This is a genomic window from Bacillus sp. C30, from assembly GCF_040838255.1.
GTDB classification, from domain to species: Bacteria; Bacillota; Bacilli; order Bacillales; family Bacillaceae_G; genus Bacillus_A; species Bacillus_A mycoides.
Genome location: NZ_JBFPJH010000008.1, coordinates 31579 through 45114, shown reverse-complemented (window position 1 = coordinate 45114; position 13536 = coordinate 31579). Strand labels below are relative to the sequence as shown.

Below are 13536 nucleotides of genomic sequence, written 5' to 3'. Positions count from 1 at the left end.
ATGTAGATCAAGCGAAATCACAAATAAAAGAAGCTAAAATTATTATGCATAAAGGAAATCTAGAAAAAGAAATCGCAAATCAAGTATCGAAATTAAACATTCAAAAACTTGGAATTGAAGAAAATAACATGACATTACAACAATATAAAAACTTACAAAAATACATACATGCGGAAATGGTGCAAGTGTGTGAAATCATCGAAGATATTCGCATTATTAAAGACACACCTGAAATAGAAACAATGAAAATTGCGGCTAATATTGCTGACGAATCATTTCACCACATCCTTACGTTTCTAAAGCCAGGAATAAGTGAGACTGATGTCCGAGATGAATTAGAATTTTTCATGCGAAAGAAAGGGGCTACATCCTCATCATTTCAAATTATTGTAGCTTCTGGCGTTCGTTCTTCACTTCCTCATGGAGTTGCATCAAATAAAATAATCGAGCACGGCGATATCGTTACCTTAGATTTCGGTGCACTTTATAACGGGTATTGTTCCGATTTAACACGTACTGTAGCGATTGGCGAACCATCGGAAGAATTCAAAGAAATATATAATGTTGTATTAGAAGCATTAAAGCGTGGAACTGCAGCCATTAAACCTGGAGAAACTGCGAAAAGTATCGATGATATAACGAGAGATTACATTACAGAACATGGATACGGTCAATATTTCGGCCACTCTACTGGTCATGGGCTTGGGTTAGAAATTCATGAACCTCTCCGTCTATCCCAAGAAAGTAAGGCTACTTTAGAAGAAGGTATGGTTGTTACAGTTGAACCAGGTATTTATATACCAAACTGGGGCGGGTGTAGAATTGAAGATGATATTGTCATCACAAAAGAAGGCTATGAGGTTATTACAAAGGCAAATCGGGAACTAATTGTCATTCCCTGTTAAAAATCATGAACTTTTTAACAGGAGTTTTTTCATAACTACTTTAAGTGGTTTCACGTATTTGAAGATGAGATCAACCATCGCGGACAAATTCGTTTAATTAAAAAGATGCAAAAAGCTCATTCAGTAAAGTAAGAAAATGCCACCGAATAAGGTGGCATTTTCTTTTATTCATTAACGAATAACTTTTCGTTTACTTTTTTAGCGACTACCGCTACCGATATTAAAATGCATATTAAATATAGCAATTTCGCAATAAATAACCACCCTTGAAACATTACAATTCCATCTATTATCTCATTTCCTTTCAATAACAAAAACGGAATCGTGCTAATTATAATGACAAACTCGATGCTGAAAACAATTTTCTTTTTTCGACTATATGCTTTCCATTCATCCCAGCGATACATAGGAGCAAAAATCAATACTCCTATACATAATATTACTGGTACCCATTCACTTTTAAGAAATTGCCCCGAAATAACTGATAATATTAAACAACCGAGCACACCATAATACCCTATTTTCTCTCTCATTCGTACTCCCCCATTCTACTTCTCCTTTAATATGTAACTTGCTATTCTTATCATGACTCTTAGAAAAATAACGACTACAATTACAAGATAAAGACCTTTCGCAGAAGACATCCAATCTTGAAAAATAGATATTTTCTCCATTTGCTTTTGGCCCTCTATTAAAATAACCCCTACGACAAATGAACAAACAACAATGATACCTATCATAATTCCAATACTTTTCTTACCATGTTGTTTCATGTCATCCCAACGATATAACAGTATAAAAACAAACCCGAGAACAGGTATGATACTTATCCATTCATTGTTTGTAAGCAGATTTAAAATGATTAATAGACTACAAGGTATGATAAATCCCCAAAATCCAATTTCTTTGCGCATAAGCCCTCCTTTAATTCCATTTTTAGGATTAATTGTATTTCAACATCCATTTCTACTCCTTACCATTACGATACATGAAATTTCACTTTTTTCTTTTTCCTATACTCACATACCTTCACCGCTTTCATACAATGAACTACACGAACGCCTAAAGGATGTGAATGTTATGGGAGTTGAATTAACGCTTTTACATGCTCTCTATATTCTTTGTTTACTCACTATTATTACCTTTTTTATTTTTAGAAAAGATACGACGATCATTTGTATCGTTTTTATCTTTTTATTAGCATTAACCGCTACAAGTTCTATCCCTCTTGCCATTAGTGGTATCTTTCAAAGTTTCATTTACGCCATTACCGAACTATTACCAACTATATTAATCATCTCCATTATCGTATCAATGAGCAATCTACTCGTTCATACCGGCATAAATGATACGATGATTTCACCATTTACAAAGATGATTCGTACACCTGCACATGCCTACTGGATTATCGGTCTTTTAATGATGACAATTTCCTTTTTCTTTTGGCCTTCTCCAGCTGTCGCCTTAATGGGGGCCATTTTATTACCAGTCGCTGTACGCGTCGGCCTTCCGCCAATTGGTGTTGCCATTGCTATGAACTTATTCGGACACGGCATCGCCTTATCTGGTGACTTCGTAATTCAAGGTGCACCGAAATTAACTGCAGACGCTGCTGGTCTTCCTGTTTCCAGCGTTGTTTCAGCCAGTGTTCCCCTCGTTATTGTTATGGGTATTGTGACAACTTCCGTCGCATTTTTCTTCTTACGAAAAGAATTTCATACAGGCTTATCTATACAAGAATCTATTCCATCAACTGAGTCTTCTAAAACGCTCACTTCATTATCTCCTCAGACAAAAAAATGGCTCGCTATTTGTATTCCGATCGTATATGCCATAGATATTCTTTGCATGATTCAATTTAAACTACAAGGAAGCGATGCAACTGCACTTATCGGCGGGACGACTGTTATTATGATTATCCTCATTTCTCTCATCGCCTACAAAGGTAATGGACTGAATAAAACGACCGATTATTTTATAGAAGGGCTCCAATTTGGATTTAAAATCTTTGGTCCAGTTATCCCAATTGCTGCACTCTTTTATTTAGGAGATAGCGGCTTTATAAAAATTATCGGAGACTATTTACCGAAAGGTTCACATGGAATCATTAACGACTTAGGAATCGCCTTATCCCAAACTGTACCTTTAAATCAATATGTATCGGCAGGAACATTAACTATCGTTGGTGTCATAACAGGCTTAGATGGATCTGGTTTTTCCGGTATATCACTTGCTGGTTCGATTGCAAACCTTTTCGGAACAGCACTTGGGCATGGAACCGCTACATTAACAGCACTCGGGCAAATTGCAGCAATCTGGACCGGCGGTGGCACTTTAATTCCTTGGGCGCTTATTCCTGCCGCTGCCATATGCAAAGTAGATCCGTTTGAACTTGCGCGCCGAAACTTTTTACCAGTTGTGATTGGCTTAATCGTCACCACGATCGTTGCGATGTTTATCCTGTAACGTAAGCAAGATAATACTTGCTTACGCCTTTTTAGGTTAAATATTGAAACATACTAACCTTCAAAAGGGTTTATTTATTACGTAGCGAAATTATATTAAGAGAGTATTTATTTCAAAACGTTTACGAGAAACAGATTACTTCAATTAGAAAAGGGGACATAACTATGAATGAATTGATTTTTGTCTTATTAATTTGTCCATTACTTATCTTTATCGTTTCTGTTATTGGAACACGTAGAACGAGAACGTACTATGTAATGCCAATTGTAACGTTTGCTAGTTTTTTAATAGTAGGTGCTATCGCCTTCCCTCCAAAGTTTTTCTTTTGGGTCGGTATGTATAGTATCTTCTCATTTATTATTTCTTATATGACTCTATTGTTTGTGAGAGGATATGAAGTTGCAGAAAACAATAAGTAGTTATTAGTGAGGAGATTGTAATATGATTTTCTTTGATATCGATGGAACTTTACATAAAATTTTAGCAATGATATAAAAAAGACGACCGCGTTCCCCCGCGGTCGTCTTTTTTCGTGTTACGCTGTGATCCAAGCTTCATTAGCTGGATTTTTACGCCACTCTTGTAATTTTTTCGTTTCAGCTTGTCCGATCATACCTTTTTCTGCTGCAACTTCAGTTAATGCACTGTAATCACTTAAAGAATATGATGCTACGTTTACTGCTTCTAGTTTCTCTTTTCCTGACTCAAGCTCGTATGTGAAGATTGATACGATTCCTAATACTTCACAGCCAGCTTCGCGAAGTGCTTCTATACATGTAATTGCACTACCGCCAGTTGAAATTAAGTCTTCTACTACTACTACTTTTTGACCTTTTTCAGCTTTTCCTTCGATTTGGTTCCCTTTACCGTGACCTTTTGCTTTACTACGCACGTAGCACATTGGTAAATCCATACGATCGCTTACCCATGCAGCGTGCGCAATACCAGCAGTTGCTGTTCCTGCAATAACTTCTACAGTTGGGAAGTGCTCTTTAATTAACTCTTCTAATCCAGCTGCAATCGCTTGGCGTACTTTTGGATAAGATAAAGTTAAACGATTATCACAATAAATTGGTGATTTTATACCAGAAGACCAAGTAAATGGGTCATTCGGTTGTAAAAATACTGCTCCAATTTCTAATAAATGCGATGCGATTTCTTTTTTCATACTGTTACACCTTCCCACTGTTGTTTTACTGTTTTATACGCTTCAAGCGGATTTTCTGCTTTTGTAATACTACGTCCTACTACGATGTAGCTTGAACCAAGTTCCCTCGCACGTTTCGGTGTTGCTACGCGCACTTGGTCATTTACATCATCGCTTGCAAGACGAATCCCCGGTGTTACTGTTACAAATTCATTTCCGCATACTTCACGTAATTTTGGTACTTCAAGTGTTGAACAAACAACTCCATCAAGTCCACTTTCTTTCGTTAATTTTGCATAATGAGCAACCGCTTCTTCTAACGTTTTCTCAATGCCAATCTCTTTTTTCATCATAGCTTCCGAAGTGCTTGTTAATTGTGTAACGGCAATACAAATCGGTCTCTCTTTTCCTTCTTGCTTACCTTCCTCTAATCCCTCAATCGCAGCTTTCATCATGCTGCTTCCCCCAGCAGCATGAACATTTACCATATCTACATCTAGACTAGCTAGGCTACGCATAGCGTTTTTTACCGTATTCGGAATATCATGAAGTTTTAAATCTAGGAAGATTTTATGTCCTTTTTCTTTTAAGTACGTAATAATTGCAGGACCTTCTTTGTAAAACAACTCCATACCAACTTTGACAAATAACTCTTCCCCTTCAAAGTGGTGTAAGAATTGTTCTACCTCTTGTTTCCCTGGAAAATCTAGTGCAACGATTAACGACTGTGACATGTTTGCTTCCAGCTCCTTCCTTGACATTCCGAAATATGATCAAATCCTAATTCATCTAGTAATGCTGGTAATTCTTCAATAATTGTCGGACATACGAACGGATCGATAAAGTTCGCCGTTCCAACTGCAACCGCGCTTGCGCCAGCATAGAAGAATTCAATTACATCTTCTGCTGTTTCAATACCACCCATTCCGATGATCGGAATGTTAACAGCTTGACTTACTTCATGTACCATACGAATTGCTACTGGCTTAATCGCAGGCCCTGATAGTCCGCCCGTACGGTTTGCTAAAATTGGTTTTGCAGTTTTTAAATCTAGACGCATACCAAGCAATGTATTAATCATCGTTAAACCGTCCGCACCCGCATTTTCAATTGCTTTTGCAATTTCCACAATGTTTGCCACGTTCGGTGACAATTTCACATATACCGGTACTTCAGAAACCTCTTTTACTCGCTTCGTTAAATCAGCAGCAATTTCAGGATTTGTACCAAAAGCGATACCACCCGTTTTTACGTTTGGACAAGAAATATTTAATTCTAGCGCATGAACATTAGGTGCCTTTGAAATCGCCTTCGCAACCGCTACGTAATCCTCAGCTTGTGAACCCGCAACGTTTGCAATAATCGGAAGATCAAATTGCTCGAGAAAAGGTAATTCAGAATTCATTACCTTTTCTAATCCAGGATTTTGAAGCCCGATTGCATTTAGCATTCCGCCTGGTGTTTCAGCAACACGAGGCGTTGGGTTTCCATAACGAGGTTGTTCTGTTGTCGCTTTAATCATAATTGATCCAAGTACACTTAAATCATAGAACTGTGCATACTCACGACCAAATCCGAAGCAACCAGATGCTGGGATGATTGGATTTTTTAATGATAACCCTGGTAATTCAACTTGCAATCTGTTCATAGTACAACCTCCCCGATTGGAAATACTGGTCCGTCGCTACACACCTTCTTGTAAGAATGTCCACTCGGATCTGCTTGCAAATGGCATACACATGCGAAACATGCTCCGATACCACAGCCCATACGTTCTTCTAATGAAATGTAGGCTTTTCTCTCCTTATAGCGTCCTTCTAATGCACGAAGCATCGCTAAAGGTCCACATGAGTAGAGAATGTCAAAGTCAATTCCATAGCTATCGATTACATCTGTTACAAACCCTTTTGTACCATGTGTACCATCAACTGTTGCAACATACGTATCACCAAGTTCTGCGAATTTCTCTTCATAGAAGACAACATCTTTCGTTTGGAAACCTAAGATGTGAATAACGCGTACTCCTTTTGCTACAAGACGCTGTGACAATTCATATAGTGGTGGTACACCAATTCCCCCACCAACTAATAGAGCCGTTTGTCCAGATTCCGCTTCTTCTACAGGAAATCCATGACCAAGTGGTCCTAACACATCTACAAGTTCACCTTGTTTTCTTTTCGCTAATGTTTTTGTCCCTTGTCCTTCCGCACGATATAGCATTGTAAATTCGTTCTTGTCTTGATCGACATTACAAATACTAATTGGGCGGCGCAGAAGGGGCGTAATGCCCTCTGCTACCTTAATGTGTACAAACTGTCCTGGATCGTTCATTTGCTGCACTAAATCCCCTTGAAGCACTAATTCGTAAATGTTTTTTGCGATTTCTTTTTGGTTAACGACGATCATATTTTGCTTTTGCATCATGCATGTACCACCTCGTGACGCTTCGTTTGCGTAATTTCTTTCATTGAATGAGCTGAGAATGTCATAGATTCTAATACTCTCAAGATTGCTCTCGTTGTATCAAGTGATGTTAAGCAAGCCACACCATTTTCTACTGATTCACGGCGAATGCGGAAACCATCACGCGCTGGTTGTTTTCCTTTTGTTAATGTATTGATTACAAACTGCGCTTTCCCTTGACGGATAATATCAAGTAAGTTGTAGTCTTCAGAATCAATTTTGTTTACAACTTGCACCGGAATGTTTTGTTCTGTTAGCGATTGTGCTGTTCCTGCTGTTGCTAATAAGTTATAGCCGATTTCATGGAAGCGTTTTGCAATTTCCAGCGCTTCTTCTTTATCTTTATCCGCTACAGTGATGATTACTGATCCGTGCGTTGGAATGTTAATTCCTGAAGCAACAAGTCCTTTATATAATGCTTTTTCAAGCGTTAAATCTTTACCCATTACTTCCCCTGTTGATTTCATTTCAGGCCCTAATGTTGTATCAACTGAGCGTAGTTTCGCAAATGAGAATACCGGTGCTTTTACATACACTTCCTTCTCTTCTGGGTGATAGCCCGTTCCATATCCTTGTTCTACAAGGTTTTGACCTAAAATAACTTTCGTTGCGATATTTGCCATCGGTACGCCTGTAATTTTACTTAAGAATGGTACTGTACGGCTCGCACGTGGATTTACTTCAATTACATACACTTCATCTTTGAATACTACAAACTGAATGTTTAGTAATCCAACAATGTTTAAACCTTTTCCAAGCCCAATTGTATGTTCAATAATTTGTTCTTTTAGTTTTTCAGATAAGCTCTGTGGTGGATATACTCCAATTGAATCCCCAGAGTGAACTCCAGCGCGTTCGATATGTTCCATAATACCTGGAATGAATACATTCTCACCGTCTGAAATTGCATCTACTTCAATTTCTTTACCAACCATATAACGGTCGATTAATACTGGGTGATCTGCGTGAACTTTAACCGCATTTTTCATGTAGTGCAGTAATTCTTCTTGACGATATACGATTTCCATCGCACGTCCACCTAGTACGTAAGATGGTCTTACTAATACTGGGTAACCAATTTTGTCAGCGATCGCTACTGCTTGCTCTACAGTCGTTGCTGTTTTACCAACTGGTTGCGGGATACCAAGCTTTGTTAAAGCTGCTTCAAACTTATCACGATCTTCTGCACGGTCTAAATCTTCAAGTGATGTTCCTAAGATTTTCACACCGTGTGCTTCTAATTTAGCCGCTAAGTTAATTGCCGTTTGTCCGCCGAATTGGACGATAACACCTTCTGGCTTTTCTAAATCGATAATGTGCATTACATCTTCGATTGTTAATGGTTCAAAGTATAATTTGTCAGAAATACTGAAGTCTGTTGAAACTGTTTCTGGGTTGTTATTAACAATGATTGCCTCATATCCAGCTTCTTTTATTGCCCCTACAGAGTGAACTGTTGCATAATCAAACTCAACACCTTGACCAATACGGATTGGACCAGATCCTAGTACAACTACACTCTTACGATCTGTTACAATCGATTCATTCTCGTCACCATATGTGCTGTAGTAGTATGGTGTTGCAGATTCAAACTCTGCCGCACAAGTATCTACCATCTTATAAACAGGAGTCATATTGCTTTCTTTACGCATATCGTAAATTTCACGCTCTGTTTTGTTCCAAGCATTGGCGATGTAATGGTCACTGAAGCCCATTTCTTTCGCAGATTGTAACACTTCCATATTTCCTACATTCGCTTTTACTTCGCGTTCCATGTTTACGATATTTTCAACTTTTTGTAAGAAGAAGAAGTCCATTTCACACCATTCGTTGATTTCTTCTTTCGTTACACCTTGACGGATTGCTTCTGCTACAACGAACAGACGCTCGTCATCAGCTTTTATAATACGCTTTTTCATCGTTTCTTTATCAAGCTCTTTTAAGTGGTCTAACTCTAGGTGATAAACGCCAAGCTCTAAAGAACGAATCGCTTTTAATAATGATTGTTCTAAGTTACGTCCGATTGACATAACTTCACCAGTTGCCTTCATTTGTGTACCAAGTGTTCTGTTTGCTGATTCAAACTTATCAAATGGCCAACGTGGAATTTTTGAAACAACATAGTCTAATGCTGGCTCGAAGCAAGCGTATGTTTTTTGTGTTACTGGGTTTATAATTTCATCTAATGTTAAACCGACTGCAATTTTCGCCGCTAGCTTCGCAATTGGATATCCAGTTGCTTTAGATGCTAGTGCAGACGAACGACTCACACGCGGGTTTACTTCGATTACATAGTATTGGAAGCTATGTGGATCAAGTGCAAGCTGAACGTTACATCCACCTTCAATTCCTAATGCACGAATAATTCTTAATGAAGTGTTTCGTAACATTTGATACTCACGGTCACTTAATGTTTGGCTCGGTGCTACAACGATAGAATCACCTGTGTGAACCCCAACCGGATCGATATTTTCCATGTTACATACTACAATCGCGTTATCATTCGAATCACGCATTACTTCATATTCAATTTCCTTACAACCGGCAATACTCTTTTCTAATAAACATTGTGTTACTGGACTATGTTTTAATCCACCTGATACGATTTCAATTAGTTCTTCTTCATTATTACAGATTCCGCCACCTGTTCCCCCCATTGTAAATGCTGGGCGAACAATAACTGGATAACCAATTTCTTTTACAAATTCATGTGCTTCTTCCAGCGTATGAATAATCGTGCTAGATGGAATTGGTTCATTTAATTCCTGCATTAATGTACGGAATAAATCACGATCCTCGGCTTGCTCGATTGCTGATAATTTTGTTCCTAAAATTTCAACTCCGCACTCTTCAAGTATGCCTGATTTCGCAAGTTCAACAGCCATGTTTAGGCCTGTTTGACCACCTAATGTTGGTAGGAGTGCATCTGGACGTTCTTTACGAATGATACGGCTTACGAATTCTAATGTTAATGGTTCTATATATACTTTATCTGCTGTTGCAGTATCTGTCATAATTGTTGCTGGGTTAGAGTTAACAAGGATTACTTTGTAACCTTCTTCTCTAAGAGATTGACAAGCTTGTGTACCAGAGTAATCAAACTCTGCTGCTTGCCCAATTACAATTGGTCCTGATCCGATTACTAAAATTGTGTTAATGTCTAGGCGTTTTGGCATAACTCTTCCCCTTCTTTCTTGAAGTTTTCAATCATTGCTAAGAAATCTTCGAATAAATCATTTGCATCTTCTGGTCCTGCAGAAGCTTCTGGATGGTATTGCACTGTAAATGCCGGGAACTTCGTATGACGAAGACCTTCTACTGTTCCATCATTTAAAGCAACATGTGTAATTTCCAGTTCTGTATTTCCAACTGATTCTTCTTCTACTGCGTAACCATGGTTTTGAGATGTAATTGCTACTTTTCCAGTTGCAAGATTTTTTACTGGATGATTTAAACCACGGTGACCGAATTTTAACTTACTTGTATTCGCACCAGATGCCAGGGCGAACAATTGATGTCCTAGGCAAATCCCGAATAAAGGAACTTTACCAATAATTTCTTTTAACATTTCAATTGCTTCTGGTACATCTTTTGGGTCCCCAGGTCCATTACTTAACATAATTCCATCTGGGCTAAGGCGTAGAATTTCTTCTGCTGTTGTATTGTAAGGTACAACAATTACATCACAATCACGCTTATTTAATTCTCGTAAAATACCATGTTTCATTCCGAAGTCTACAAGTACAACTCGGTGTCCACGGCCTGGACTTGGATATGGATCTTTTGTTGATACGCGTTTCACATGATCTGTAAAGACAGTTGCTTTCAATTGGCTAACGATGTCCTCTACATCCACATCCATATTGCAAAGACGTCCGCGTAAAGTTCCATACTGACGAATTTTTCTTGTTAATTTTCTCGTATCAATTCCTGCTAATCCTGGGATATTTCTTTCTTTCAAGTAATCATTTAACGAAATTTCATTACGGAAGTTTGATGGATGATCACAAATTTCGTTTACGATTAAACCATTTACAGATGGGTGAATTGATTCAAAATCATCACGGTTAATGCCGTAGTTTCCGATTAATGGATACGTGAATGTTACGATTTGACCGCAGTATGATGGATCAGATAAAGTTTCTTGATATCCAGTCATCCCAGTTGTAAATACAACCTCACCTGACTTTTCTATTTCTCCTCCGAAACCTTTTCCAATTAATACTGTTCCATCTTCTAAGATAAGTTGTCTTTTCATACTAATGCACTCTCCTTTTGCCATGCGATCTTACCACCAACGATTGTCATAACCGGCCAACCTTGGCATTTCCAACCTGCGAATGGTGTGTTTTTTCCTTTTGATAAGAATGTTGTTGGATCAATTTCTTCTTCTTGTTCTAAATCGATAATTGTAATATCAGCTGTTCTACCTTCTGTTAGGCGCCCTGCTTCTAAACCGAATGTGTCAGCCGGTTTTTCTGTTAAGAATTGAATCAGTTGCTCTAATGTAATGATTCCTTTTTTCACAAGGTTTGTATATAAAAGCGGGAATGCTGTTTCAAAACCAGTAATTCCGAACGGTGCTCTTTCAATCCCTTGCGCTTTCTCTTCTGCAGTATGCGGTGCATGGTCAGTTGCGATCATATCAATTGTTCCATCTAATAGTCCTTCAATTAACGCTGCATGATCTTCTTTTCCTCGAAGCGGTGGATTCATTTTAAAGTTAGGATCAGCCGATGGGATATCATCTTCACATAATACTAAGTGATGCGGTGTTACTTCTGCTGTCACCTTAATTCCAGCACGTTTCGCGTCACGGATTACACGTACAGATCCTTTTGTACTTACGTGACATACGTGGTAGTGACAATTTGCAGCTTCCGCAAGTAAGATGTCCCGGGCAATATGTACGGATTCACATACTGATGGGATACCGTTTAATCCGTGTTTCTCAGAAAACTTCCCTTCATGTACACATCCTTTATTAATAAGTGTGTTCTCTTCACAGTGTGCAACAACTGCCATATTTAATTTCGATGCACGCTTCATTGCAGCTAACATCATGCTTGCATCTTGCACGCCTACGCCATCATCAGTGAAAGCAAACGCTCCAAGTTCTTTTAACGTTTCAAAATCGGTCATTTCAGAACCTGCTTGACGTACTGTAATTGCTCCATATGGTAATACATTTACATGTGCTTTTTCTTTAATACGCTTTTGCAGGTCTTCCATATGTTCTTTACAATCTGGTACTGGGCGTGTGTTTGGCATTGCGCAAATTGTAGTAAATCCACCTTTTGCTGCTGCAAGTGTTCCTGTTTCAATTGTTTCTTTATGTTCACCACCTGGTTCACGAAGATGAACGTGTACATCTACTAATCCAGGTGCGATTAACTTTCCATTTACATCGATTACTTCAGCATTATCTGCCGTAATATTTTCTGCTACCTTCGCAATTTTACCGTCTTGTACGAGAAGATCTGTTGCTACGATTGTTCCTTCTGCATTCATATAACGACCATTTTTAAACAAATAATTCATGTTTCATTCCTCCTAATACATTTGGTAATGCGCGTTTTAGTACAGCCATTCTTACGTAGACCCCGTTTTCCATTTGCTTGAATATGCGTGAGCGTTCACACTCGACAAGTTCACTCGCAATTTCAACATCACGGTTTACAGGGGCTGGATGCATAATAATGCTTCCTTCTTTCATACGTTTTTCTCTTTCAACTGTTAACCCATGTTGCTCGTGATACTCTTTCATAATGTCTGTTTCATAATGGTCATGACGCTCATGTTGTACACGAAGTAACATCATCACATCCACTTCTGGAACAAGTTCATCTAAACTCTTGTACGTTCCAAATGTGTTCTCTTCATCTTTCCACTCTTCTGGGCTTGCAAAGTAAATTGTCGCGCCCAGTTTCGTTAATGCTTCTGCATTAGAACGTGCTACTCGGCTATGACGAACATCCCCAACTATTGCAATCTTCAAACCTTCAAATCTTCCAAACTCTTGTTTAATTGTTAGAAGATCGAGTAGACATTGCGTTGGATGATTTCCACATCCATCTCCAGCGTTCAAGATTGGGATATTCACCTGATCTTTTAATTCATCGAAGTAACGATCTTGCTCATGGCGGATGACTACCGCTTTTGTTCCGATTGATTCTAGTGTTCTTATCGTATCGTATAAAGTTTCTCCTTTTTGTACGCTAGATGCATCTGCGGAAAAGTCTAATACTTCAAGTCCTAATCTCTTCTCAGCAACTTCAAAGCTAAATCTCGTCCTCGTACTATTCTCAAAGAACAAGTTCGCAACAAATGTTTGCTCTGTCGTTTTTCTCTCTTTTCCATTCGCGAAATCTTCTGCGTCTTTTAGGATTTCTGAAATTTCTTGTTCCGATAATTCACTCATCGTTAACAAATGGCTCATCGTCATCCCTCATCTTTCTGTTTTTTATGATAACACCATTGAATTTATATAACAATAACTGTATAAAAATACCCTAGTCTTTGAGACTAGGGTGCGTTAAAGTAGCCACCCTTTTC

Annotated in this window: 13 protein-coding genes; 3 read left to right on the top strand and 10 right to left on the bottom strand. The window is 38.4% G+C overall.

The annotated features are described in order from the left end of the window. Window positions 1-905: M24 family metallopeptidase (locus AB3X49_RS02210; protein WP_367960296.1), on the top strand; the 905-nt coding region annotated here is incomplete at its 5' end. Between the two features lie 164 nt (window positions 906-1069). On the opposite strand, the gene AB3X49_RS02205 is transcribed toward AB3X49_RS02210, so the two are convergent. Together AB3X49_RS02205 and AB3X49_RS02200 are read right to left on the bottom strand one after the other, a co-directional pair. Further along, window positions 1070-1438, bottom strand: coding sequence for a YoqO family protein (locus AB3X49_RS02205; RefSeq protein WP_060749564.1), 369 nt, complete (start codon window positions 1436-1438; stop codon window positions 1070-1072). Window positions 1439-1453: 15 nt separating this feature from the next. Beyond that, on the bottom strand, window positions 1454-1819 hold the full coding sequence (locus AB3X49_RS02200) for a YoqO family protein (RefSeq protein ID WP_367960294.1): 366 nt from the start codon (window positions 1817-1819) through the stop codon (window positions 1454-1456). A gap of 166 nt (window positions 1820-1985) precedes the next feature. On the opposite strand from AB3X49_RS02200, the gene AB3X49_RS02195 reads away from it, so the two are divergent. Both AB3X49_RS02195 and AB3X49_RS02190 read left to right on the top strand, forming a co-directional pair. Continuing rightward, a complete protein-coding gene (locus AB3X49_RS02195; protein WP_367960292.1) occupies window positions 1986-3371 on the top strand; it encodes a hypothetical protein in 1386 nt (461 codons plus the stop codon). 164 nt (window positions 3372-3535) lie between these two features. Further along, window positions 3536-3790, top strand: a complete 255-nt coding sequence (locus AB3X49_RS02190) for a YbeF family protein (protein ID WP_002033769.1) — start codon at window positions 3536-3538, stop codon at window positions 3788-3790. 116 nt (window positions 3791-3906) lie between these two features. On the opposite strand, the gene pyrE is transcribed toward AB3X49_RS02190, so the two are convergent. The 8 genes from pyrE to pyrB are packed head-to-tail and all read right to left on the bottom strand — an operon-like array spanning window position 3907 to window position 13420. After that, the gene (gene pyrE, locus AB3X49_RS02185; protein WP_367960290.1) at window positions 3907-4539 is read right to left on the bottom strand and encodes an orotate phosphoribosyltransferase; all 633 of its coding nucleotides are present in this window, start codon (window positions 4537-4539) and stop codon (window positions 3907-3909) included. Then, complete coding sequence (gene pyrF, locus AB3X49_RS02180; RefSeq protein ID WP_367960288.1) at window positions 4536-5252, bottom strand: orotidine-5'-phosphate decarboxylase; 717 nt, start codon at window positions 5250-5252, stop codon at window positions 4536-4538. The genes pyrE and pyrF overlap by 4 nt, the downstream gene beginning before the upstream one ends. Further along, window positions 5237-6166 (bottom strand): dihydroorotate oxidase B catalytic subunit, encoded by a 930-nt coding sequence (gene pyrD, locus AB3X49_RS02175; RefSeq protein ID WP_002088238.1) that lies wholly within the window; start codon window positions 6164-6166, stop codon window positions 5237-5239. The genes pyrF and pyrD overlap by 16 nt, the downstream gene beginning before the upstream one ends. Then, a complete protein-coding gene (pyrK, locus tag AB3X49_RS02170) occupies window positions 6163-6942 on the bottom strand; it encodes a dihydroorotate oxidase B electron transfer subunit (protein ID WP_002088239.1) in 780 nt (259 codons plus the stop codon). The genes pyrD and pyrK overlap by 4 nt, the downstream gene beginning before the upstream one ends. Beyond that, entirely contained in the window at window positions 6939-10157 is a 3219-nt protein-coding gene (gene carB / locus AB3X49_RS02165; protein WP_367960285.1) for a carbamoyl-phosphate synthase large subunit, read from the bottom strand. Before carB ends, pyrK begins: the two co-directional genes overlap by 4 nt. Beyond that, complete coding sequence (locus tag AB3X49_RS02160; protein ID WP_002111416.1) at window positions 10142-11239, bottom strand: carbamoyl phosphate synthase small subunit; 1098 nt, start codon at window positions 11237-11239, stop codon at window positions 10142-10144. The genes carB and AB3X49_RS02160 overlap by 16 nt, the downstream gene beginning before the upstream one ends. Beyond that, on the bottom strand, window positions 11236-12522 hold the full coding sequence (gene pyrC, locus AB3X49_RS02155) for a dihydroorotase (protein ID WP_002088243.1): 1287 nt from the start codon (window positions 12520-12522) through the stop codon (window positions 11236-11238). The genes AB3X49_RS02160 and pyrC overlap by 4 nt, the downstream gene beginning before the upstream one ends. Then, the gene (pyrB, locus tag AB3X49_RS02150) at window positions 12506-13420 is read right to left on the bottom strand and encodes an aspartate carbamoyltransferase (protein WP_002128846.1); all 915 of its coding nucleotides are present in this window, start codon (window positions 13418-13420) and stop codon (window positions 12506-12508) included. The genes pyrC and pyrB overlap by 17 nt, the downstream gene beginning before the upstream one ends. Window positions 13421-13536 lie beyond the last annotated feature (116 nt).